This window comes from Siccirubricoccus soli, from assembly GCF_024178315.1.
Lineage (GTDB): Bacteria > Pseudomonadota > Alphaproteobacteria > Acetobacterales > Acetobacteraceae > Siccirubricoccus > Siccirubricoccus soli.
Window position 1 is genome coordinate 1 of the sequence record NZ_JAMZIK010000063.1, and the last position, 23,096, is coordinate 23,096.

21 protein-coding genes are annotated in these 23,096 nt (G+C 71.5%); 11 read left to right on the forward strand and 10 right to left on the reverse strand.

The window, feature by feature from the left end; genetic code table 11:
* Positions 1 to 839 precede the first annotated feature (839 nt).
* A complete protein-coding gene (locus NJ376_RS10425) occupies positions 840 to 1,226 on the forward strand; it encodes a gamma-glutamylcyclotransferase family protein (protein WP_252953180.1) in 387 nt (128 codons plus the stop codon).
* Positions 1,227 to 1,390: 164 nt separating this feature from the next.
* Here NJ376_RS10425 and NJ376_RS10430 read toward each other — a convergent pair whose 3' ends face one another.
* Positions 1,391 to 3,319, reverse strand: coding sequence for a putative bifunctional diguanylate cyclase/phosphodiesterase (locus NJ376_RS10430; RefSeq protein WP_252953182.1), 1,929 nt, complete (start codon positions 3,317 to 3,319; stop codon positions 1,391 to 1,393).
* Between the two features lie 259 nt (positions 3,320 to 3,578).
* Here NJ376_RS10430 and NJ376_RS10435 point away from each other — a divergent pair, with 259 nt between their 5' ends.
* Positions 3,579 to 4,547: a Bug family tripartite tricarboxylate transporter substrate binding protein gene (locus NJ376_RS10435; RefSeq protein WP_252953183.1), complete on the forward strand. Its 969-nt coding sequence runs from the start codon at positions 3,579 to 3,581 to the stop codon at positions 4,545 to 4,547.
* A 117-nt stretch (positions 4,548 to 4,664) separates the two neighbouring features.
* On the opposite strand, the gene NJ376_RS10440 is transcribed toward NJ376_RS10435, so the two are convergent.
* Positions 4,665 to 5,579 (reverse strand): hypothetical protein, encoded by a 915-nt coding sequence (locus NJ376_RS10440; protein WP_252953184.1) that lies wholly within the window; start codon positions 5,577 to 5,579, stop codon positions 4,665 to 4,667.
* A 356-nt stretch (positions 5,580 to 5,935) separates the two neighbouring features.
* Between NJ376_RS10440 and NJ376_RS10445 the strand changes: the two genes are divergently transcribed.
* The 6 genes from NJ376_RS10445 to pgmG all read left to right on the forward strand — a co-directional run bounded on the left by NJ376_RS10445 (position 5,936) and on the right by pgmG (position 12,964).
* A complete protein-coding gene (locus NJ376_RS10445) occupies positions 5,936 to 7,369 on the forward strand; it encodes a DEAD/DEAH box helicase (protein WP_252953185.1) in 1,434 nt (477 codons plus the stop codon).
* A gap of 185 nt (positions 7,370 to 7,554) precedes the next feature.
* A complete protein-coding gene (locus tag NJ376_RS10450; RefSeq protein WP_252953186.1) occupies positions 7,555 to 8,694 on the forward strand; it encodes an endonuclease/exonuclease/phosphatase family protein in 1,140 nt (379 codons plus the stop codon).
* A 70-nt stretch (positions 8,695 to 8,764) separates the two neighbouring features.
* The gene (locus tag NJ376_RS10455) at positions 8,765 to 9,040 is read left to right on the forward strand and encodes a hypothetical protein (protein ID WP_252953187.1); all 276 of its coding nucleotides are present in this window, start codon (positions 8,765 to 8,767) and stop codon (positions 9,038 to 9,040) included.
* Between the two features lie 181 nt (positions 9,041 to 9,221).
* Positions 9,222 to 10,094: a UTP--glucose-1-phosphate uridylyltransferase GalU gene (galU, locus tag NJ376_RS10460; RefSeq protein WP_252953188.1), complete on the forward strand. Its 873-nt coding sequence runs from the start codon at positions 9,222 to 9,224 to the stop codon at positions 10,092 to 10,094.
* A 114-nt stretch (positions 10,095 to 10,208) separates the two neighbouring features.
* Positions 10,209 to 11,525, forward strand: coding sequence for a UDP-glucose dehydrogenase family protein (locus NJ376_RS10465; RefSeq protein WP_252953189.1), 1,317 nt, complete (start codon positions 10,209 to 10,211; stop codon positions 11,523 to 11,525).
* A gap of 23 nt (positions 11,526 to 11,548) precedes the next feature.
* Entirely contained in the window at positions 11,549 to 12,964 is a 1,416-nt protein-coding gene (gene pgmG, locus NJ376_RS10470) for a phosphoglucomutase/phosphomannomutase PgmG (RefSeq protein ID WP_252953190.1), read from the forward strand.
* 215 nt (positions 12,965 to 13,179) lie between these two features.
* Here the strand turns inward: pgmG and NJ376_RS10475 are convergent, their stop codons facing one another.
* From NJ376_RS10475 to NJ376_RS10500, 6 genes are all read right to left on the reverse strand, one after another.
* Positions 13,180 to 13,752 (reverse strand): TetR family transcriptional regulator, encoded by a 573-nt coding sequence (locus NJ376_RS10475; protein WP_252953192.1) that lies wholly within the window; start codon positions 13,750 to 13,752, stop codon positions 13,180 to 13,182.
* An 89-nt stretch (positions 13,753 to 13,841) separates the two neighbouring features.
* Entirely contained in the window at positions 13,842 to 14,504 is a 663-nt protein-coding gene (gene cofC / locus NJ376_RS10480) for a 2-phospho-L-lactate guanylyltransferase (RefSeq protein WP_252953193.1), read from the reverse strand.
* Positions 14,501 to 15,427: a 2-phospho-L-lactate transferase gene (gene cofD, locus NJ376_RS10485; protein WP_252953194.1), complete on the reverse strand. Its 927-nt coding sequence runs from the start codon at positions 15,425 to 15,427 to the stop codon at positions 14,501 to 14,503. The genes cofC and cofD overlap by 4 nt, the downstream gene beginning before the upstream one ends.
* Positions 15,424 to 16,170, reverse strand: coding sequence for a coenzyme F420-0:L-glutamate ligase (gene cofE / locus NJ376_RS10490; RefSeq protein ID WP_252953195.1), 747 nt, complete (start codon positions 16,168 to 16,170; stop codon positions 15,424 to 15,426). The genes cofD and cofE overlap by 4 nt, the downstream gene beginning before the upstream one ends.
* Before the next feature lie 10 nt (positions 16,171 to 16,180).
* Positions 16,181 to 17,185, reverse strand: coding sequence for a glucose-6-phosphate dehydrogenase (coenzyme-F420) (fgd, locus tag NJ376_RS10495; protein WP_252953196.1), 1,005 nt, complete (start codon positions 17,183 to 17,185; stop codon positions 16,181 to 16,183).
* A gap of 46 nt (positions 17,186 to 17,231) precedes the next feature.
* On the reverse strand, positions 17,232 to 18,101 hold the full coding sequence (locus tag NJ376_RS10500; protein ID WP_252953197.1) for a TIGR03620 family F420-dependent LLM class oxidoreductase: 870 nt from the start codon (positions 18,099 to 18,101) through the stop codon (positions 17,232 to 17,234).
* A 144-nt stretch (positions 18,102 to 18,245) separates the two neighbouring features.
* Between NJ376_RS10500 and NJ376_RS10505 the strand changes: the two genes are divergently transcribed.
* From NJ376_RS10505 to NJ376_RS10515, 3 genes are read left to right on the forward strand one after another with little or no spacing between them, the layout of a single operon-like run.
* Complete coding sequence (locus NJ376_RS10505) at positions 18,246 to 19,325, forward strand: LLM class flavin-dependent oxidoreductase (protein ID WP_252953198.1); 1,080 nt, start codon at positions 18,246 to 18,248, stop codon at positions 19,323 to 19,325.
* A 2-nt stretch (positions 19,326 to 19,327) separates the two neighbouring features.
* Positions 19,328 to 19,993 carry a substrate-binding domain-containing protein gene (locus NJ376_RS10510; protein WP_252953200.1) on the forward strand — a complete coding sequence of 222 codons (666 nt, stop codon included), beginning with the start codon at positions 19,328 to 19,330 and terminating at the stop codon, positions 19,991 to 19,993.
* A 12-nt stretch (positions 19,994 to 20,005) separates the two neighbouring features.
* Positions 20,006 to 20,884: a sulfurtransferase gene (locus tag NJ376_RS10515; protein ID WP_252953201.1), complete on the forward strand. Its 879-nt coding sequence runs from the start codon at positions 20,006 to 20,008 to the stop codon at positions 20,882 to 20,884.
* A 176-nt stretch (positions 20,885 to 21,060) separates the two neighbouring features.
* Here the strand turns inward: NJ376_RS10515 and NJ376_RS10520 are convergent, their stop codons facing one another.
* On the reverse strand, positions 21,061 to 22,017 hold the full coding sequence (locus NJ376_RS10520; RefSeq protein WP_252953202.1) for a peptidyl-alpha-hydroxyglycine alpha-amidating lyase family protein: 957 nt from the start codon (positions 22,015 to 22,017) through the stop codon (positions 21,061 to 21,063).
* Complete coding sequence (locus NJ376_RS10525; RefSeq protein ID WP_252953203.1) at positions 22,014 to 23,036, reverse strand: alpha/beta hydrolase family protein; 1,023 nt, start codon at positions 23,034 to 23,036, stop codon at positions 22,014 to 22,016. Before NJ376_RS10525 ends, NJ376_RS10520 begins: the two co-directional genes overlap by 4 nt.
* Between the last annotated feature and the right edge of the window lie 60 nt (positions 23,037 to 23,096).

Below are 23,096 nucleotides of genomic sequence, written 5' to 3' on the forward strand. Positions count from 1 at the left end.
GTCCCCGCCCGCGGCACCCTGCTGCGGATGACGGCCGGCCGCCCCGCCCGGATCGAGCAGGGCGACACCCGGGTCAGCCGCCCGACCCGGGCGGAGACGCCGCGTCCCGCCCAGTCCCGCGCCACGCGACGCGGAAGCTGATCCGCAGCGCCGGGCGCCTTCGGCCCGGCGCCTGCCAACCATCGCAAGGCCCCGCGGCGCGGGGCATCCGGCAGGCTGCCCGGGGCGCCGCCCCCGGCGCCGCAATCCTTCCGGGTCGTGCCGCGGGATTCGACCCGGCCTGGGCATCCCGTGCAGCCCGAGACTACCGCATGCCGCCCGCCGCGCCTCCGCCCCCGCCGGGCCATGGCCCCGCCGCCAGGGGCCTAGAGCAGATCGCGTTCAGATGGAGTCATCTGAACGCGTGAAGATGCTCGCAAAACAACGGCCTGGAGCCTGCTGCGTGAGCGCAAGCGAACGCGGCATGCTCTAGTACTACCTGGGCAGAAACGAAAATTCCGCGGCGAAATCAGTGGCTTGCCGGCCAGGGCCTGAATTTCGCACCACTCTGAATTTGCTGAATTTTTGGTCGTTTCCGCCCAGGTAGTGCTAGGCCCCGCATGCACTGCCGCGCCCGGCTCGCAGGCCTCCCAGCCCCGGGGGGCCGGAGACCCGCTTCGGGCGACCCTGCCGAGCCACCGCCCGGCTCGGCCTGCCCCTGGCCCGGGGGCTGGTGGAGGCGCATGGCGGCCGGGTGGCGGCGGCGGCGGCAGTCGCGTCTGCTCCGCCTGCCGACCGACCTGGCCCTGCCGCCGCCCAGAGAGAGGCATGAGGCTGGGCCAAGCGCCGCGGCGGTGTGCATGATCCTCTTCCTCTACGGCACGCTGCTGGACCCGGCGGTGCTGGCGCGCTGCGCTGGGGAGAAGGGGCTGGGGCGCCGGCTGCGCCCGGCCTGGCTGCGCGGCTTCGCCCGGGTGGCGCTGCGCGGCACCCCCTACCCCACCCTGGTGCCGCGGACGGGGGCGGTGGTGGCGGGAGCGGTGCTGCCCGTCCTGCCCACCGCCCTGGCGCGGCTGGCCGCCTATGAGGGGCCGGAGTACCGGCTGGTGCCGGTGCGCATGGAGACGGCGCGCGGGAAGCTGCGGGCCCGGGCCGGGATGGCGCCGCGCTGGCGAGCGGCCGGGCTGGAAGAGTGGGGGCGCTGCTGCATGGGCGGCGCTTCCGAACTGCGAAGAACCACAAGGTGAAATCGGGGCTTCGCCCCCACCCCCCAGCCGGTGCCTGCCGGTCATGCCGCCCCCCCGGACCCCGGTGTGGGATTTAGGTTCGAGGGATGAACTCCTGGGCGGTCACCGCTCGACCCTCCCTCGATGCCGCGCGGACAGGCCCCCGACCTGCCTCCTGTCCCGCCCTATTCCGCCGCCGGCGCGCTGACCCGCTCGCTCAGCTCCCGTGCCGCCTCGGCCGGCATCGGGCGGCCCAGCAGGTAGCCCTGGCCCAGCTCGCAGCCCGTGGCGTTCAGCGCCCCCACCTGCCCCACCGTCTCGATCCCCTCCGCCGTCACCGCCAGGCCGAGGCTGTGGCCGAGCGCCACGATGGTGGCGACGATCGCCGCCGCCTTCGGCTCCCCGCTCATCCCGGCGACGAAGGAGCGGTCGATCTTCAGCTTGTCGAAGGGGAAGCGCCAGAGATAGGCGAGGCTGGAATACCCCGTGCCGAAATCATCCATGACGATGCTGCAGCCAAGCTTCCGCAGCTCCTCCAGGATCGCCAGAGCGGCTCCGGGGTCGCGCACCAGCAGACCCTCGGTCACTTCCAGCTCCAGCCGCTGCGCCGGCAGGTTGGCCGCCGCCAGCGCGTCCCGCACCGTCTGGACCAGCGCCGCGCCGTCATGGAATTGCGCCGGGGAGAGGTTGACCGCCACCCGCACCTTGCCGGGCCAGGAAGCGGCCTCCCGGCAGGCGCGGCGCAGCACCCAGGCACCGAGCGGGACGATCAGCCCAGTCTCCTCCGCCAGGGGGATGAAATCCGCCGGGGGGATCAGGCCGCGCTCCGGGTGCGGCCAGCGCAGCAGCGCCTCGAACCCCACCAGCCGAGCATCGGCCAGGGTGTGCAGCGGCTGGAAGGCCAGGTCGAAGGCGCCGTCCGCCACCGCCAGGCGCAAATCCTGGGTCAGCTTCCGCTGCGCCGCCAGGGCCTGGTCCATCCCCGGCTCCAGGCAGCGGGCGGTGCCCGGTCCCTCCTGCTTGGCGCGGTAGAGCGCGGCGGCGGCGCCGCGCAGCAGCGTCTCCACATCCTCGCCATCCGCCGGGGCGATGGCGATGCCGATGCTGGCGGTGCAGCCCGTCCGCTGGCCGCCCGGCAGCTCATAGGGCTCGGCGAGCAGCGCCAGCAGCCGCTCCGCCAGATGGCCGGCATCGGCCGGCGTCTCCAGCCCCACCTGGACCACGGCGAATTCGTCGCCGCCGAGGCGGGCGACGGTATCCTCCGCCCGGGTCATGCGCTGCAGCCGTTCCGCCATCCGCCGCAGCAGCGCGTCGCCCGCCGCCTGGCCGAGGGTGCCATTCACCTCCTTGAACCCGTCGAGGTCGAGGGTCAGCACGCCGACCAGGGAGCCGTCGCGCCGCGCCCGGGCCAGCGCCGCGGTCAGCGCCTCGGCGAAGCGGGCGCGGTTGGGCAGGTCGGTCAGCGGGTCGTGCTGGGCGAGGAAGCGGACCCATTCCTCGGCATCCTGGCGCTCCCGGTTGCCGCGGATCGCCACCAGCGTGGGCAGGGCGGCGCCGAGCAGCATGAGGAGCAGCGCGCCGGCTCCGGCGATGGTGAAGGTGCGGCGGTAGAGCGCGTACTGCCCGGCGCGGTCCAGATGGACCTCGATGACGCCGACCTGCCTTCCCGCATGCAGCGCCGGCACATAGGCCTCCGCATAGAAGGTCGGGTCGCCGGGATGGCGGCGATGCGCCATCTCCACATGCGTCGCCCCCGCCAGCAGACGCCGCGCCAGCGTGCCGTCGCGCCGGTGCGCGGCAAGCTCCGCCGCCGGCGGCGCCGGCTCGTCCGAGGCGAAGACCGGCCGCCCCGCCGCATCGAACAGCCGGAAGCGGAAGACGTCGCCGATGCGGCCATGGCGCTGCAGCGCCGCCAGCGTCGCGGCCTCCGGCGGCTGCCCGGCCAGCAGCGCCGGCAGGGCCTCGCCGAGGGCGGCGTTGAACTCCGCCGCCCAGCGCAGCGCCGCCGCCTCGGCATCCTGGCGCAGCAGCCAGCGATCGGCGCCGCGGTTGAACAACAGGGTGCCGCCGGCGAGGATCGCGAGGCCGAGCAGCAGAGCGCCGGGAAGCCGCATCCCGGAGGGCGACCGCCACGGCCAGGCCAGGCGCCACCGGCGGGGCGGTGCCGCGGCGCCTGGCGTTGCTTCGGACATGAGGACTACCCCCGCAATTCGCTTCGGCAGGGCGGAGCCGCCGGGCATCGCGCCAAATTCACCGCGGCTGGTTAAGAATCCGCCAATTCCCGCCCGGTTCGGCCATTTCCGCACCGGCTGGCCGTTCCGCCTGCGGACGCGCCCTGGCATGCTGTGCCTCCGCTGCATTCCGGGAGCCCGCATGTCGCCCGTGCCCCGCCGCGCCGGCCTCGCCCTGGCCCTTGCCCCTGGCCTCCCCCGCCCCGGCCGCGGCCAGCCCGGCTGGCCCAGCCGCCCCATCCGCATCCTGGTCGCCTGGCCGGCCGGCGGCAGCACGGATGCCGTCATGCGGCTGCTGGCCGGGCCGATGCAGGCCGCGCTGGGCCAGCCGGTGGTGATCGAGAACCGGGCGGGCGCCAGCGGCAGCATCGGGGCCGCCGCTGCCGCGCAATCCGCGCCGGACGGCTATACCGTGCTCGGCGATGCCAGCTCCCAGGCCGCCAACCCCTCCCTGCTGCGAGGCCTCGCCTTCGACTACGCCACCGCCTTCGCGCCGGTGACGCAGCTCTGCGTGGCGCCGGCACTGCTGCTGGTGCGGGCGGAGGACGGGCCGCGCGACCTGGCGGGGCTGCTGGCGCGGCTGCGCCAAGGGGGCGGCACCTATTCCTCCTCCGGCATCGGCACCGCGGTGCACCTGGCCATGGCGGCGCTGCTGCGGCAGGCGGGCGTCGCCGCCACCCATGTGCCCTATCGCGGCAGCCCGCAGCAGGTGCAGGCGGTGCTGGCCGGCGAGGTGCTGACCACCTTCTGCACCGTGCCCGCCGCCGCCGGGCTGGTGCGGGACGGCAGGCTGCGGGCGCTGGCCGTCTCCTCCGCCCGCCGCCTCGCCGCCTTCCCGGAGGTGCCGACCGTGGCGGAGCAGGGCTTCCCCGGCTACGCCGTGACCGAATGGCTGGCGCTCTTCGTCCCGGCCGGGACGCCGGAGCCGGCCATCGCCCGGCTGGCGCAGGCCGCCCAGGTCGGGCTGGCCGATCCGGCGGTGCAGGCGCGGCTGGAGCTGCTGGGCATGGAGGCGGCGGCGGCGGGACCGGCGGCGCTCGGCGCCTTCGTCGCGGAGCAGCGGATGAAGCTGGCGGAGGTGATCCGGGCCGAGGGCATCCGCCTGGAGTAGCGTGCCCCGCGGGAGGCAGTCCGCGCCGGGCAGCGGGCACGGCGCCGCCTAGTGTCCTGCCCGCGAAGTGCGTGGGATTTCCCACGAACGCAGCGGATCAGCAGGCCACTGAAGACACTAGTGGAATGACGGCTTCTCCCCCCGCAGCATCCGCATCGCCCCCCGCAACGGCGCGGTGAGGCGCCAGGAGCGGCTCTGCCGCATGCCATGCAGCTCCGCCTCCAGCGCTGCCACCCGCTGGCGCAGGCCGGGCAGTTCCGCCGGCAGCAGGGCGCTGGCCAGCACCCCGTCCCACTGCGCTGCGAGATGCGGCGGCAGGGTGCCGAGCGCCCCGAAGGCCTGCTGCCGCGCCACCCGTCCTTCGGCATGCGGCCAGCTATGGTAGGGGGAGGCGAAAAGGTCGAGCGGCAGCGCCGCCACGGCAAGCCCGGTTCGGTGGAAGGCGAGATTGGCCGAAAGCTGGTCACGCCGGGAATAGCGCAGCACCAGGCTGCGCCAGGCGGCCATGGCCGCATCGAGACCCGGGACGACGTGCCGGCGCAGGATCAGCCCGCCCCACCAGGGCCGTTCCTCCAGCAGGGCGGGGGCTTCCGCCAGCAGGTGCAGATACTGCTCCATGACCCGGACCGGCTCATCCAGCCCGGCGGCGAGCACCGCCTGAAACTCCTCCGCCACGGTTCGGCGGAAGCCGTGCGGCGCCAGGGCCAGGGCCGCCTCCTCCGGCATGATCGCCGCCAGCGCCTCGGGCGGCGCCTCCAGCCGCACCGTGTTGTCGATGTAGAGCGAGACCCGGGCGGCGGCGACCTCCGGCAGCGATTCGGGCGAGAGCTTCAGCCAGCGCTGGCTGCGCACCGGATCCTGCGGCAGCAGCGGGGTGACGGGACGGATCTCCCAGCCTTCGGCCGCCAGGTTCGGGTCATCGGTGTAGCAGAGGAAGCGTGCCGCGGAGCCGGTGCGCGCCGGCTGCGCCTTCAACGGCTCATAGCCCCCGAGAATTGCGGTATAGACAACGAGGCTGGGCGAAGCGGTCATGGTGTTATCGTAATTCTTGGACTGCCACCGAGATTGCATCCACAACCCAGGACTGCAAGCCCCGTCCGGTCTTCCGGCCGATTGCGCTTGATTCCGCGACTGCGAAGGCGCATGTGCGGGGGGCCGGCGGCGCATGCCCCGGTGGCGCCCCGGCCGCGTGAGCGGCCCCCGCGGCTTCCCTGGCAGCGCGTTCCCGCTTTCGCGGATGGCGCCCCGGGCGGTCCTGGCGGGACGGACTGTCGGGCCGCGCATGCTCTTCCCCTCCGGATCGACCCAGGCACGCGGGGTCTCCGCCTCAGCAACCCCGCGGCAGCCACTGGCCGAAGGGCCGGGCGCCGCGTGATCGGGATTGATTGGTGACCCAGTTTTCAGAACTCGGCCTTGCCGCGCCGCTGCTGCGCGCGCTGGAGGAGGCCGGCTACTCCACCCCGACGCCGATCCAGGCGCGGGCCATTCCCCTCGTCATGGCCGGGCAGGATCTGCTCGGCATCGCCCAGACCGGCACCGGCAAGACCGCGGCCTTCGCCCTGCCGGTGCTACACCGGCTGACCGGACGTGGCGGGCGGCCGCCGCGCGGCGGCTGCCGCGCCCTGGTGCTGGCCCCGACGCGGGAGCTCTGCAGCCAGATCGGCGAGAGCTTCCGCACCTATGGCAAGCATCTTGGCCTCTCGGTCGCGGTGATCTTCGGCGGCGTGCCGCATGGCGCGCAGCGCCGGGCGCTGGCCCAGGGCATCGACATCCTGGTGGCGACGCCGGGCCGGCTGCAGGACCACCTGGATGCCGGCGATGCGCGCCTGGACCGGGTCGAGGTGCTGGTGCTGGATGAGGCCGACCAGATGCTGGACAAGGGCTTCCTGCCCGCCATCCGGCGCCTGCTGCGGGCGGTGCCGGCGGGGCCGAAGGGCGAGCAGCCCGGGCGCCAGACCCTGTTCTTCTCCGCCACCATGCCGGGCGAGATCGGCAAGCTGGCCGGCGAGATGCTGACCAGCCCGGCCCGCGTGGAGGTAGCGCCCGTCGCCACCACCGCGGAGCGCGTGGCGCAGCGCGTGCTGCATGTGGAGCAGGCGCGGAAGCGCATCCTGCTGGCCGAGCTGCTGCGCGGCGAGGGCGTCGGCCGCACCCTGGTCTTCACCCGCACCAAGCACGGCGCGGACAAGGTGGTGAAGCAGCTCGACCAGGATGGACTCTCGGCCAACGCCATCCATGGCAACAAGAGCCAGGGGCAGCGCGAGCGGGCCTTGGCGGAGTTCAAGTCCGGCCAGGCGCCGATCCTGGTGGCGACGGACATCGCGGCGCGCGGCATCGACGTGGATGGCGTGACGCATGTGGTGCAGTACGACCTGCCCGAGGTGCCGGAGACCTATGTCCACCGCATCGGCCGCACCGCGCGCGCCGGGGCGAGCGGCGAGGCGGTGGCGCTGGTCTGCGCCGACGACCTGGAGAAGCTCTGGGCGATCGAGAAGCTGATCCGCCAGCCGGTGCCGGCCGAGGACCGGCGGGAGGACAAGAGCGGGTCGCTGACCAAGGCACCGATGGCGGTGGTGCGGCCGGCCCGCGGCGGGCACCAGAACCATGGCCGCGGGCGTGGCGCGCCGGGCGGCGGCCACCGCCAGGGGCAGGCGCCGAAGGGCCAGAACCATGGCGGGCGCGGCGCGCCGGCGGCGGCGAAGCCGGCAGGCGGCGACGCCACGCGGCGCCGGCCGGCGGCCGAGGCCGGGCGAAAGGACCGGAGCTGGCGCGAAGGGGATTTCCGGGACTCGGCGCCGGCCTTCCTGACCCGCGGCCGATGAGATGAAAGGACGGGGGCTCCGCCCCCGTCAGCCCCCGGCAGAGGGCGCCGCCCTCTGCACTCCCGCCGGGGGGAAAGCTTCCCCTCGGACCCCGCCCCGAGTTTGGCCGGTGCAACCGCCACCGCAATGTCATCCGGGCGCCGCTTGCGGCAGCCTAGGCTCCACCGGCCCAAGGGGAGGCCGGGATGCGGCTCGCCAGCTACAATGTGGAAAACCTGTTCGAGCGCGCCCGCGCCCTGAACCTCATGGACCGTGCGGCCACGAAGCGGCTGCTCGAAGCCCAGGCGGGGCTGAACGCCACCTTCCGCAAGCCCGATTATACCGCGACCGACCGCCGCAAGATGGCGAAATGGCTGGAGGTGCTCGGCCTCGGCAGGGCCGACGAGTCGAAGGACGCCATCCTGCGGCAGAATCGCGGCCGGCTGCGCCAGCGCAAGGGCGGCAAGCTGGAGATCACCGCCACCGGCGGGGAGGATTGGGTCGGCTGGGTGGAGCTGAAGACGGAGCCGGTGAACGCCGTCGCCATCGACAACACCGCCCGCATCATCGCCCTGCTGCGGGCCGACCTGCTGGCGGTGGTGGAGGCGGAAAGCCGCCCGGCGCTGCGCCGATTCGCCAGCCTCCTGCTGCCAGGGGTGGACTTCGCCGAGGAGGATGCGCCGGAGGCGCCATCGCTCGCCTATCCCCGGGTGATGCTGGTGGACGGCAATGACGATCGCGGCATCGATGTCGGCCTGATGGCGACGGAGGATTTCGCCATCCGCTCCGTCTCCAGCCATGTCGATGACCGCGACGCCAAAGGCGGGCTGCTCTTCAGCCGCGACTGCGCGGATTACGAGGTGGCGCTGCCCAGCGGCGGCAGGCTGCACCTGCTGGTGAACCACTTCAAGAGCCAGGGCTACGGCGCCAGGGCCGAGAACGACGCAAGGCGCCGGGCCCAGGCGGAGCGGGTCCGGGCGATCTACGAGGCACGGCTGCAGGCAGGGGTGGAATTCGTCGCCGTGCTGGGCGACCTGAACGACCGGCCGGATAGCCCGCCGCTCGCGCCGCTGCTCGGCGATGGCGGGCCGCGCGATGTCAGCCGGCACCCGAACTACCGCGATGACGGCCGCCCCGGCACCTGGCGCAACGGCACCGCGGCCAACAAGCTGGACTACATCCTGCTCTCGCCAGGGCTGTGGGACAGGGTGCAGGCAGCCGGGGTGGAGCGGCGCGGCGTCTGGGGCGGCACCTGGGGCACGCTCTTCCCGCATCTGGCGACGATCGCGCGGGAGGAGGAGGCGGCTTCCGACCACGCCGCCATCTGGGTCGATCTGGGTCTGTAGCGGGGCCCGAAGATGGGCACCGCCCCGGGCCCGCCGCGTTCCCTCCGGCATCCAGAAGAAGGAGCGCCCCATGCGCCAGACCATCCTCGCCCAGGGTCCGGACCGCCGGGTGATCGAGACCGATGATTACGGCACCAACCTCCTCGCCCCCGATGGCGTGGTGGTGGAACGCCACGGCACGGACCGTCATGCCGAAGCCCTGTCCCGCCTCCACGCCGAGGGCTGGCAAGTGGTCTCGGACCGGCATCTCCGGCCCGAAGCCGCGCCGACCTCGGATGGCGGCACCCCCGGCATCGCCGATGCGCCGGGCCCTGCCGGCACGGTCACCGACGGTCATTCCGGATGAGGTGACCGCCTTACCCGAAATTTGACGTTTTTCCCTGGCGGATAGCCCTTATTGCTCGCGGCGACCGCGGTGCCGGGCCGCTTGCCCGGTGCCGCGGCGGCGTGGCACTTCTACCGCGCGTCCCACTGCACCGGGGGCTGCCTGCCGATGAGGGTCGGCCACCAGATCGAGGAGGTTTTGCTTGCCTATCAAGCCGCTCAAGAAGGCTGTCCTCCCCGTTGCCGGCCTCGGCACCCGCTTCCTGCCGGCCACCAAGGCGCTGGCGAAGGAGATGCTGCCGGTCGTCGACCGCCCGCTCATCCAGTATGCGATCGACGAGGCCCGCGCCGCCGGCATCGAGCAGTTCTGCCTCATCACCGGCCGCGGCAAGACCGCGATCGTCGAGCATTTCGACGTCGCCTATGAGCTCGAGCGCACGCTCGCCGAACGCGGCAAGGACGAGATCCTGCAGGAGCTGCGCAGCCTCTCCATCGAGCCCGGCGCGATGATGACGGTGCGCCAGCAGGTGCCGATGGGACTCGGCCACGCCATCTGGTGCGCCCGCGCCTTCATCGGCGACGATCCCTTCGCCATCCTGCTGCCGGACGACCTGATGCAGTGCGACCCGCCCTGCATGGCCCAGCTCGCCGAGGCCTACCGGGAGACCGGCGGCAACGTCGTCGCCATCGAGGAAGTGCCGCGGGAGCGGGTGAACCGCTACGGCGTGCTGGACGTGGCGGAGGACAAGGGCCGGCTCGTCTCCGTCAAGGGGCTGGTGGAGAAGCCGCCGGTGGACAAGGCGCCCTCCAACCTCACCATCATCGGCCGCTACGTGCTGATGCCGGAGGTGATCGGCCATCTCTCGAAGATGGAGCGCGGCGCCGGCGGCGAGGTGCAGCTCACCGACGGCATGGCCAAGCTGATCGGCAGCCAGCCCTTCCATGGGCTGCGCTACACTGGCCGCCGTTTCGATTGCGGCGACAAGGCGGGTTTCCTGGAGGCCCAGATCGCCTTCGCCCTGGGCCGCCCGGATATGGCGCCGGCGGTACGGGAATTCCTCAAGCGCTACGCCTGAAGCCCGCCCTGGCGCCGGCCGAAAGGTTCAGGCAAATGTTTTGGCGGCATGCTGGAGACGACGGGCCGTCCTGCCCGTCGCTCCGGAACATGCTCTAGGCCGAGGGGTCGGGTTATGCGTATTGCCATGGTCGGGGCCGGCTATGTTGGCCTGGTTTCCGGCGCCTGCTTCGCCGAATTCGGCACGGATGTCTGCATCGTGGATACCGATGCCGGCAAGGTCGAGGCGCTGCGCGCCGGCCGCATCCCGATCTACGAGCCGGGGCTCGACAAGCTGGTGGAGGAGAATGCGCGGGATGGCCGCCTGACCTTCACCACCGAGCTGGAGCAGGCGGTGCGGGGGGCGGATGCCGTCTTCCTCGCCGTCGGCACGCCGACCCGGCGCGGCGACGGCCATGCCGACCTCACCTATGTCTATGCCGCCGCCGAGCAGGTGGCGAAGGCCGCCTCCGGCCCGTTGGTGCTGGTGACGAAATCCACCGTGCCGGTCGGCACCGGGCAGGAGGTGCTGAAGATCGTCCGCCGCGTCCGGCCGGACCTTGCCATCAGCGTCGCCTCCAACCCGGAATTCCTCCGCGAGGGCAGCGCCATCGGCGATTTCATGCGGCCGGACCGCGTGGTGATCGGGGTGGAGGAGGGACCTTCCGGCGAGCGCGCCGCGGCGGTGCTGCGCCGGCTCTACCGCCCGCTCAACCTCATCGAGGTGCCGATCCTGGCGACGCGGCTGGAGACGGCGGAGCTGATCAAGTACGCCGCCAACGCCTTCCTCGCCACCAAGATCACCTTCATCAACGAGATCGCCAATCTCTGCGAGAAGGTGGGCGCCGATGTGCATGACGTGGCGCGCGGCATGGGGCTGGATGGCCGGATCGGCCGGAAGTTCCTGCATGCCGGCCCAGGCTATGGCGGTTCCTGCTTCCCCAAGGACACGCTGGCGCTGGCCCGCACGGCGCAGGATTACGGCGCGCCGGTGCGGCTGGTGGAGGCCACCATCGCGGTGAACGAGGCGCGCAAGGCGGAGATGGCGGAGCGGGTCATCGCCGCCTGCGGCGGCAGCGTCGCCGGCAGGACCATCGCCGTGCTCGGCCTGACCTTCAAGCCGGAGACGGACGACATGCGGGACGCGCCCTCCCTCATCGTCGTGCCGCGGCTGGTGGAGGCCGGCGCCACGGTGCGGGCCTTCGACCCGCAGCCGGCCCATGCCAAGCAGGCCCTGCCCGGCGCCGTGACCTTCTGCATCTCCGCGCTGGAGGCCGCGAAGGGCGCCGATGCGCTGGTGCTGCTGACCGAGTGGAACGAGTTCCGCGCCCTCTCGCCGGAGAAGCTGAAGGCGGCGATGGCGGGCGACGTCCTGCTCGACCTGCGCAATGTCTATGACCCGGAGGCGATGCGCGCCGCCGGCTTCCGCTACCAATCGATCGGCCGTCCCTGAAGGCGCCGCCGGGGAGACACAAAATGACCGTCTTCACCCACCATTTCGACCCGACGGTACTGCGCGAATACGACATCCGCGGCATCATCGGCGAGACCTTGCGGCCGGAGGATGCCTTCGCCATCGGCCGCTGCTTCGGCAGCCTGGTGGCGCGTGCCGGCGGCAGCAAGGTGGCGGTCGGCTATGATGGCCGCCTCTCCTCCCCGGATCTGGAGCCGCAGCTCGTCGCCGGCCTGCGCGCCTGCGGGCTGCAGGTGCTGCGCGTCGGGCTGGTGGCGACGCCGATGCTCTACTTCGCCGCCTATCAGCTCGGCACCGATGGCGCGGTGATGGTGACCGGCAGCCACAACCCGCCCAACTACAACGGCTTCAAGATGATGCTGGGCAAGAAGCCGTTCTTTGGCGCGCAGATCCAGGAGATCGGCCGCATGGCCGCCGAGGGCGATGTGGTGCCCGTGGCGACCGAGGGCTCGGACGAGAAGGTCGATATCCTCGAGGATTACGTGGCCCGCGTGCTGCGCGACTATGATGGCGGCGACCGCAAGCTGAAGGTGGTCTGGGATCCGGGCAATGGCTCCGGCTCCGAGGTGACGAAGGCGCTGGCCGGCAAGCTGCCGGGCGAGCATACCGTCATCAACGGCGATGTGGACGGCACCTTCCCGAACCACCATCCGGACCCGACGGTGGCCAAGAACCTCGAGCAACTCATCGCGGAGGTGGCGAAGCAGGGCGCCGATCTGGGCATCGCCTTCGACGGCGATGCCGACCGCATCGGCGTGGTGGACAATGAGGGCCACATCCTGTTCGGCGACCAGCTCCTCGTCGTGCTGGCGCGGGACGTGCTGAAGTCCAAGCCGGGCGGCACCATCATTGCCGACGTCAAGGCGAGCCAGGTGCTGTTCGACGAGGTGGCGAAGGCCGGCGGCAATCCGCTGATGTGGAAGACCGGCCACTCGCTCATCAAGGCGAAGATGGCGGAGACCGGTTCGCCGCTGGCCGGCGAGATGTCCGGCCACATCTTCTTCGCCGACAAGTGGTACGGCTTCGACGACGCGCCCTATTCCGCGGTGCGGCTGCTCGGCATCGTCGCGCGGCTCTCCACCTCCCTCGCCGCGGTGCGGGCGGCGCTGCCGCAGGTGATCAACACGCCGGAGCTGCGCTTCAACTGCGAGGAGACCCGGAAATTCGAGGTGGTGAAGGAGGTGAAGGAGCGCCTCGCCGCCGCCGGCGCCCGGGTGCAGGATGTGGACGGCGTCCGCGTGCTGACCGAGGATGGCTGGTGGCTGCTGCGCGCCTCCAACACCCAGGCCGTGCTGGTGGCGCGCTGCGAGGCGAGCAGCGAGGCGGGGCTGGAGCGGCTGAAGGCGCAGCTTTCCGAGCAGATTCAGGCCTCGGGGCTGGCGGTGCCGGATTTCTCGGGCGCCAACGCAGGACACTGAGGGAGGGCGCTGCCCTCCTCCTTTGAACCCTCGGGCCTGAACTCAAGGTTTCCAAAGGCCCTTCGGCCTTTGGCGGGGGGAGCTTGAGGAGGGCAGAGCCCTCCTCAACACCTAGAGCGGTTTCACGCTGACCGTGTCAGCGCGGAACCGCTCTAGTCTTTTGTTTTCTCGCATTTTCCGAGTCGCCAAGCGATCCCGCTTGGCTTGAAAATGCTCTAGATCGGAGGCAAGCGCAAGCTCCGCGCCACCTGCTCCGCCCGATCCAGCGCCTTGTCCAGCGCCGCCATGGTGGCGCCGAGGTCGGGGCTCGGGTCCTTCTCCCAGGCCCGGATCGTCGCCAGCCACACCGCGGTCAGCCCATTGGCCCGCGCCAGCCCCGGCAGCCCGGCCGTGCTGATCTCCGCCGCTTCCAGCATCCAGGCCATGGAGCGCGGCAGCGACGCCAGCAGGACCAGGCCCAGCAGCGGGTCCCGCCGCACATCCTGCAGCAGCCGCAGCACGCCCGCCCGGTGGGGCTGCATGGCGTCGATCCGCCGCATGATGACGTCGAAGAGCCGGTCCCGCGCCGTGCTGGTCGGATCGGCCATCGTGCCCTCCAGCACCTCCTGGTCGGTGACCCGGCCGTGCAGGCCGAGCAGCGCCAGAGGGCCGGGGCAGCGGCGCCGAATCTCGGCCGGCGCCACGCCGCTGGCCGCGGCGATGCGGCGCATCGTCACCCCGTGCCAGCCATGGGCGGCCACCACCTGCCACAGCCCGGCCACCAGCTTCGTGTCGGTTTCGTCGCTCATGGGGGAAGTGTGGGGTCGCCGGTGCCTGGCGTGAAGCCCTGGCCTGTGCGGTTCGGCGCGCGATCCGCGCCTCGGGGCGTTCCCGGCCTCTACGCCACCAGCCCTTCTGCCCGCAGCCAAGCAAGGCTCCGCGTCCCCGCTGCCTCCGGCAGCCGGGCCAGGGCGTCGAGGTCGGCCGGGTTGTCGATATCCATGGCAATCCCCGGCAGGGGGACGATCCGCGGCTCGATCCCCCGCGCCCGGGCAGCGGCGAGGTGCGGGTAGTAGCTGTCCTCCCCGAAGCGGAGCGGCACGGCGAGTGGCGGCGTCAGGATGATGGCGTTGGAGCCCTGCAGATCATGCGCCGGGGCGATGGTGAAGGCGGGCGCCGCGCCATGCGCGGCCAGCAGCGCCTCCACCTCCGCCGCGGTGATGGCCGGGATGTCGCCCGGCAGGGCCAGCATCCCCTGCCCCTCCGCGGCCAGGATGCGGGCGGCGGCGGTGACGCTGCCAGTGTGTCCGTCCCGAGCGCCCTCCGTGATCACGCGGGCGCCGAGGCGCTTCGCCTGCTCCGTCGCCCAGGGGTCCAGGGTGACGAGGGCGATGCCGGCCAGGCCGCGCGCGCCGGCCAGCGCCGCCAGCACCTCGCCGATCATCAGCCGCATCAGCGCCTGGCGCTGGGCGGAGGACAGGCGGGGCGAAAGGCGCTGCTTTGCTCCCTCCAGCTCCTTCACCGGCAGCACGGCCCAGATGGGGGTGGTGTTGCCGTTCATGCGCGGCAGGCCTCCGCGGCCGCCAGCACGGCCTTGGCCAGCGCGATCTTCTCCGGCAGGCCGCGCATCAGGGTCGGCGCGCGGAACACCCTTGCAGTGATGCCCGTGGCGTCATCCTCCGGCTCCATGACATAGCCGGTCAGCAGCTCGCCATAGCGCCGCGCCACCCCGGCGGCGGAGACCGGCTCGCCCAGTTCGGCGAGCATCTTCGCCGTCGGCCCCTTCACCGCCTGGCCGCCGATGATGGGAGAGACGGCGATGACCGGCGCGCCGCATTCCCTGATCGCCTGCCGCAGCCCCGGCACGGCCAGGATCGGCTCGATACTGATGAGCGGGTTGGAGGGGCAGATGACCACGGCCCGCACCGTGCCGCTGGCCAGCAGCGCCATGGCCTCCGGCTGCGGCCGAGCCTCCTTCGTGCCCTGGAATTGCACGGCACGAATGGCAGGCCGCGCCTGCTGGCCGACGAACCAGTCCTGGAAATCCACCCAGCCCTGGATGGTCAGCACCCGCGTCCGCACCGGATCGTCGCTCATCGGCAGAATGCGCGGCCGAGCGCCAAGGCGGTGGCAGAACTCCGCGGTGATGGCGGAGAGCGTCTCGCCCGCCCGCAGGCGCCGCGTGCGCTCCACATGCGTCGCCAGGTCGCGGTCCCCGAGGCGGAACCAGGTGGCGCCGCCCAGCGCCTCGACCGCCTCCATGAAGGCCCAGCTCTCGTCGCGGCGGCCCCAGCCGGTCTCGGGGTTGTCGAGTCCCGCCAGGGTGTACATCAGCGTGTCGATATCGGGGGAGATGGCCAGGCCGAGATGCTCGAAATCATCTCCGGTATTGGCGAGGATGGTGAGCTGCTCCGGCGGCAGGACGTAGGACAGACCGAGGGCCAGCTTGGCGCCGCCAATGCCGCCCGAAAGCGCGAGGATCATCGGAAGAGGTCTTCGGCGGCAGGACGCACGAGGGTGGAGGCCGGGTTGGCCGGGGCAGACCATGCCAGGCCACGGAGCAGCACCACCGGCTGCGCCTCCGCCCCCTGCCCCATCAGCAATCCGGCGGCGGCGGCGATCTCATCGGCGAAGCCAGTCAGGCTGACATGCAGGGTGCGGCCGAACATGTCCGGCTGGCCGCGCAGATCGACCAGGGAGGGCAGGCCGGCGGCGCCGATCGCCACCCCCACCGTGCCGCGCCGCCAGGCCCGGCCGAAGCTGTCGCTGATGACGACCGGCAGGCCGAGCGTGGCGCTGAGGGCCGCGGCCGAACCGTCCGGGTCCACCGGCAGCAGCAGGGCCTGCGGCTCCTCCTCCGGCCCCACGACGTTGGACTGGTCCAGCCCGCCATTGGCCATGACGAAGCCGAGGCGATGCTCGACGATGATGAGGTTGGGGCGGGAGCGGACGATTCGCACCGCATCGCGCAGGATCAGCTCGACCAGGCGCGGGTCCTTCCCCGTCTCGGCACCCAGGGCAATGGCGCGGGGCGAGGGCTCCACCTCCGCCAGCCGCACCGCGCGGCCTTCCGCCTTGCTGACGATCTTCTGCGCGACCACCAGCACGTCGCCCGGCTGCACGGCGAGGCCGGCGCGGGCGAGGCCGGCGGCGATCAGCGCTGCCAGGTCGTCGCCGGCCTGGACCGGCGGCAGGCCCGGCAGGGCATGGAGCTCGAGGCGCTGCACCGCGGTGCCGCTACCCGAAGCGCTGGCGCAGCCGCGGCGCCACCTGCTCGCCAAACAGCCTGAGGAAGCGCGCCTGGTCCGGCCCCGGCGCATGGAAGACCAGGTGGTTGAAGCCGAGGCCGACGTAGTCGCCAATGCGCTCCACCATCTCCTCCGGGTCGCTGGAGACGATCCAGCGGCTCGCGGCGCGTTCCAGCGGCAGGGAATCCGCCAGCTTCTCCATCTCGACCGGATCCTCAACGGACATCTTCTCCTCCGGCGAGAGCGCCAGCGCCGCCCAGTGGCGGGTATCCTCCGTGGCGCGCTGGCGGTCGGTGTCGAAGCTGACCTTCACCTCGATCATCCGGTCGTAATCCGGCTTCGGCGTGCCGGCGGCTTCCAGCCCGGCGGCGACATTCGGCAGCAGCGTCTCGGTGTAGAGCTCCGGCTTCTTGCCGCTGGTGCAGATGAAGCCATCCCCCTGCCGCCCGGCATATTTCGCCACCAGCGCACCGGCGGCCGCGACATAGATCGGCAGCGGCGTGGGCGGGCGGTCATAGATCGTCGCCTTCTCGGTCTTGTAGTACTGGCCCTCGAAGCTCACCCGCTCCTCGGTCCAGAGCTTGCGCATCAGGGTGACGGCCTCCCGCATCCGGGCGAAGCGTTCCTTGAATTCCGGCCAGGGGGCGCCGGTGGAGGGCACCTCGTTCAGCCCCTCCCCGGTGCCGATGCCGAGGATGACGCGGCCCGGGAACATGGACCCCAGCGTGCCGAAGGCCTGGGCGACGATGGAGGGGTGGTAGCGGAAGGTCGGCGTCAGCACGGAGGTGCCCATCACCAGCTTCGTCGTCCGCGCCCCCAGCGCGCCGAGCCAGACCAGCGAGTTCGGCGCATGCCCGTCGGTATGCTTCCAGGGCTGGAAATGGTCCGAGATGAAGCAGGAATCGAACCCCGCCTGCTCCGCCAGCACGGCGAAATCCAGGAGCACGCCGGGCGCGAATTGTTCGGCCGAAGCCTTGTAGCCGAGCTTGAGCATGGCGGGGGATCCTTCTGGCGTTCCTGAGAGGGAGTCTAGCGCAGCCTCAGCTATCCGCCAGGGCCGCCAGCGCGGCCTCCCGGCCGGCATGGTCGCCCTCCGCCACCACCGGCTGGATCGCCACATGGGTGGCGCCGGCGGCGAAATGGGCGCGCAGCCCCTCCTTCACTGCCGCCACACCGCCGGAGAGCACCATGGCATCGATGAAGCGGTCGCTGCCGCCATTGGCCAGCTCGGCCTCGGTGAAGCCGAGGCGCAGCCAATTGTTCACGTAATTCGGCAGGGTCATGTAGCGGGCCAGCTCCGCCCGGCCGAGGGCGCGGGCCTTCGCCCTGTCCGGCTCGAGGCACACCTTCTGCTCCACCGCCAGGATCTTGCCCGGGCCGAGGATCTTCGCCGCCAGAGCGGTGTGCTCCGGCGTGACGTTGTAGGGAACGGCACCCTCAGTGCGGGCGGCGGCCAGTTCCAGCATCTTCGGCCCCAGCGCGGCGAGGACGACCGGCAGCTTCTCCTTCCCGGCCTTCTCCATGCCGTCCAGATAGGCGCGCATGGCGGGGATGGGCTTGTCGTAGCGGTGGCCGCGCAGCCCCTCCACCATCGGGATGTGGCTGACGCCGAGGCCGAGGATGAAGCGCCCGCCATGCAGCGCGTTCAGCGTGGCCAGGCCGCGCTGCGCGGTGAAGGCGTCCCGCGCATAGATGTTGGCGATGGAGCTGCCCACCATGAGCTTCGTGGAATTGGCCAGCAGGAAGCTGCCGAGGGCCATGGATTCATAGCCGCGGGATTCCGGGTACCAGAAGGCGGAATAGCCCAGCCCCTCGATGGTCTTCAGCAGGGATTTCAGCCCCGCCGCATCCAGCCTGTCGGTCGAGGTCCAGACCCCGAGGCGCCCCAGCGCCTTGCCCGGCTCCGCCATGTCCATCTCTCCCCATGCTCATGCGGAACGGCATGTCGGCATCCCTGGCCGCCTGCGCAAGCCATGGCCCGGACGGGCCCTGCGTTGACTCGCGGCGGAGGTGGCCGCAGCCTGCCCCAACAACATCGACCCGGGAGGGCCGTCATGGCAAATCCGCAACGGCATGGCGCGCCGCGCCTGCGCTACGCCTACCAGATCGGCGCGGTGGGGGAGCAGGGCAGCAGCGACCGCACGCTCTACCGCGAGGCCATTGCCGACGCGCAGCTGCTGCAGCAGCAGGGCTATGACGCGGCCTGGATGGTGGAGCATCATTTCAGCGACTACTACCCGCAGCCCAACCCGCTGCTCTTCCTGTCCCATATCGCCGCCGCCTGCCCCGGCCTCGGCCTCGGCACCGCGGTGATGGTGCTGCCCTGGTACGAGCCGACGCGCTTCGCGGAAGATCTGGCGATGCTGCAGACCCTGACGGAGGGGGAGCTGCATATCGGCATGGGCCGTGGCACGGCGAAATCCGAATACGATGCCTTCGGCATCCCGATGGAGACGGCCCGCGACCGCTTCCGCGCCTGCTGGGAAACGGTGCGCCGCGCGGTGGAGACCGGGACGCTCGGCGAAGGCACCGCCCTGCGCCCGCCCTTCGACCGCAGGCCGCATTTCTACGGCGCCATCGGCAGCCCGGAGAGCGCCGGGATCATGGCGGGGCTCGGCCTGCCGCCGCTCTGCCTCTCCTCCTTCCCGGACCATCTGCTGAAGCGGATCCTCGACACCTGGAAGGCCAGGACAGCGGAGGCGGGCGGCGCCACGCAGGCGACCTTCCCCATCTCCATCAAATGCTTCGTCGCGGAGACGGATGAGGCGGCACGGGAGCAGGCGCTGCGCTACCTGCCGGATTTCTTCGCCCTGCAGGTCCGCCACTACCAGTCGGACCACGCGCCCTGGGGCGACATCCCCGGCTACCAGCAATTCAACAAGATGTTCGCCAATCTCCGCAGCCTCTCCGACCCCGCCAATCTCGGGCCCTACCTGGCCATGAACCTGGTCGGCTCGGCGGAGACGGTCACGCGGCGGCTGCGGCAGATTGCGGCGCTCGGCTTCAACTACTTCCTCATCAGCAACGCCACCTATGGCGTGCCGCGGGCGGTGCGGCACGAGACCATCCGCCGCTTCGCGGGAGAGGTGATTCCGCGTATGTCGGAGGCCGCATCGGCGGAGGCAGCGGAATAGGCATGGCGGACCTGGTCCTTCTCTCCACCCTCGGCGTCGTCGGCGTGCTGCGGCAGGCGTTGCCGGGTTTCGGCGGCACCGTGGACGGCCGTTACGGCCCCACCGCGGGGATGCTGGAACGCATCCGCGGCGGGGAGCGCGGCGATGTCGCGATCCTGACCGCCGAGGGGATCGAGGCCCTGACGGCCGAGGGCGTGCTGGCCGCGGGAACGCGGGTGGACCTCGCGGCGTCCAGCGTCGGCATCGCCGTGAAGGCGGGCGCGCCGAAGCCGGACATCTCGACGGAGGAGGCCTTCATCCGGCTGCTGAAGGAGGTACCGTCGCTGGCCTATTCCCGCGCCGGGGCCAGCGGCATCTACTTCGCCGGGCTGCTGGAAAGGCTGGGGCTGGCGGCGGAGGTGAATGCCAAGGCGACCATCACCCAGGGCTTCACCGCGGAGCGCGTGGCGCGCGGCGAGACGGTCATCGCGGTGCAGCAGATCAGCGAGCTGATGGCGGTGGAGGGCGTGGAGATTGTCGGCCCGCTGCCACCCACGCTGCAGACCTCGGTGATCTTTTCCGGCGCGCTGTTCGCCGGCGCGGCGCCGGCGGCGGCGGGGCTGCTGCGCTTCATCGCCGAGGCGGCGACGCCGGCGCTGCTTCGGAGCAAGGGGCTGGAACCGGCTTGAGGGAGCAACGCCATGTCCGCGCAGTACCTGCACCCGGAAGCGATCGTCGATACCGCCTGGCTCGCCGCGAACCTGCAAGACCCGGCGCTGCGCGTCTTCGACTGCACCACCTATCTGCGCTACGAGACCGGCACCGGCAGGCCCTATCGTGTCGAGAGCGGGCATGCGGATTACCTGACGGGGCATATCCCCGGCTCCGCCTTCCTCGACCTGCAAGGGGAGCTCTCCGACAGCTCAGCGCCCACCAATTTCATGATGCTGCCGCCGGAGGAACTGGCCAGCCGCTTTGCGGCGAAAGGCATCGGGGACGGAACGCGCGTCGTGCTCTATGCGCGCAAGAGCCCGCAATGGGCGACGCGCATCTGGTGGATGCTGCGCGCCATCGGCTTCGACAATGCCGCGGTGCTGGATGGCGGCTTCGACAAATGGGCGGCGGAAGGGCGCAAGCTGGAGACGGCGGAGACGCATTACCCGCCGGCGCAGCTCACCGCGCGGCCGCGGCCCGGGCTGTTCGTCGGCAAGGCGGAGATGCAGGCGGCGATCGGCGATGCTGCCGCCTGCTCCATCAACGCCCTCGCGCCCGACCTGCACCGTGGCGAGAATGACCGCTATGGCCGCCCCGGCCGCATCCCCGGCAGCGTGAACCTGCCCGCCGCGGCGCTGACCGATCCCGCGAACCTCACCTTCCTGCCGCCGGAGCAGGTGAAGCAGCGCTTCGACGCCATCGGCGCGACGCCGGAGAAGCGCATCCTGCTCTATTGCGGCGGCGGCATCGCGGCGACGCTGGATGCGTTCCTGCTACACCAGCTAGGGTACCGGAACCTCGCGGTCTATGACGCGTCGATGAGCGAGTGGGCGAAGGACAGTTCGCTGCCGATTGAGACGGGTTGAGGGAGGGCTCTGGTTGCGGCAGTGCCGCAACCCCTCAAACTCCCACCCGCCAGAGGCCGAAAGATCCTTGGATCCCTTGAGTCGGCAGGCTGAACCGTGGAGCCCAGACTTATGGTTCCCAAAGGCCCTTCGGCCTTTGGCGGGGTGAGCTCGAGAGGGGCAGAGCCCCTCTCGACCTAGACCTTCCTCAGCTTCTGCAAACTCCGCAGCCTGGCCGGCGGCGGCGCACCGTTGTTGTAGCGCGGCCAGGCGGTGTGGGAGACCTCCGCCACATAGATGTCGCCCCTTCCGTCCACCGCCAGCCCGTGCGGCGAGAGGAACTGCCCCGGCTCCGTCCCGAGCTCCCCGAAGCGGCCGAGGACCTTCCCCTCCATGTCCAGCACGGAGATGCGCGGGCCGAGATTGGGCGCCTTGATGTTCACCGCCAGCGCCGGCCCCAGCTCCCCCACATAGCAGCAGGGGCATTTGCCGCCGCCGAGGAAGAGCGAGCAGGGCCGGTGGAGGTTGTTCCACTGCCCCTGATACTTCCCCTTGCCGTCGAAGACCTGCACCCGGTGGCTCTCGCGATCCGCTACATAGACGAAGCCGGCGGCGTCGCAGGCGATGTTGTGCGGCAGGTTGAACTGCCCCGGCTCGGTGCCGGAACCGCCCCAGGAGAAGAGATGCTTCCCCTCCGGCGAGTATTTGTGCACCGCCGCGTTGCCGTAGCCGTCGGAGATGTAGATGTCCCCCTCCGGCGAGAGGGCGGTATGGGTGCAGCGGTTGAAGGGCTTGCCGGACATGTAGGGCGAGGGCTTGCCCGGCAGGCCGATGGTCAGCAGCACGCGCCCGTCCAGCGTGCATTTCCGCACCGTATGGTCGCCATCATCGGTGCACCACAGCGTGTCGTCCGGGCCGAAGAACAGCCCGTGCGCCCGGGTGAAGACGCCCTCGCCCCAGGAGGTCAGGAACTTCCCGTCCCGGTCGAACACCACCATCGGGTGGCTGCTGCGGTTGAAGGCGTAGACGCGGTCCTGCCGGTCCACCGCCACCGCCGCCGTGTCGTGCAGCGCCCAGCCTCCCGGCCACTCGCCCCAGCCGGGGACGGGTTCGTAGCGCCATTCGCCGCTGCCCAGCACCGCATTGCCGCTCATCGCATCAGCCCCTTCGCTGCCATCCAGCCCTGGACGCGGGTGGCGATCTCGTCGCTGTTCGTGTCCATCATCAGCATGTGGGAATTGCCGCGCACGCCCTCGGCCGGCAGGTCCAGCGTCTCGGCCGTGCCGCCAGCCTCCCGAATGCGGGCCTGCCAGCGCTCGATATTCTGCCGCGCCCGGCTCCAAAAGGGGTGCTCCGCCACGTAGTCGCCCCAGACGACGAGGTGCGGCACGCCCTTCACCCGCGCCGCATCCGCCGCCTCGTCCGGTGCGCCGGAGGGTTCCACGGCGATCAGCGCGCGGATCTTGTCCGGCGCATGGAGCACGGCGTTGAAGCCGAAATTGCCGCCCTGGCTGTGCACCACCACCACGCAGGGACACACCGCCTGCACATAGGCGTCATAGGCCGCCTGGATCTGCCGGTCCGTCGTCGCCCAGCGCGGCACGCCCTGCTTCATGAACTGGTCCCAGGCGGCGATGGGGAAGCGGCTCTCGGCATGTGCCACGCGCCGCGCCGGGTCGCGGTTCCAGCCAGCGGGCTCGCCCAGGCGGAACAGGCTCCAGCCCTCGCCCAGGGGGCGGAACACCGGCTCCCCGGGCAGGATCTCCGGGAAGCGGGCCCAGCCGGAGCGGCCGCGCTCCATGGCGTCCGAGACATAGACGTCGTGCCCCGCGCGCAGGAAGAACATCTGCCAGCCCGGCCTGCCGTCCGGCGTCGTCTCCCAGGTCACGCCGGTCAAGCCGCCGCCATGCCAGAGCAGCAGCGGAAAGCGGGCGCGCGGATTCGCCAGCTTCACGTACTGCGCATACATCTGCTCCACCTGGAACTCGCCATTCGGGTCAAGCATCACCGGCGGCGCCCCGGCGGAGAAGGTCATCTGCCGCTGCGGCAGGCCGGAGAGGGTGGCGATGCGGCCGCCGACATGCAGGCTGCCGATCTCCCGCACCTCCAGCGGCGCCTGCGCGAAGGCCGGGGCTGCGATGGCCAGCAGCGCGGCCATCATCCAACGCATCATCGGCGCTCCTCCCACTGGGCCTTGCCCCAGCCTGCCACCGCCCGGCCGCGGCGGGAAGCG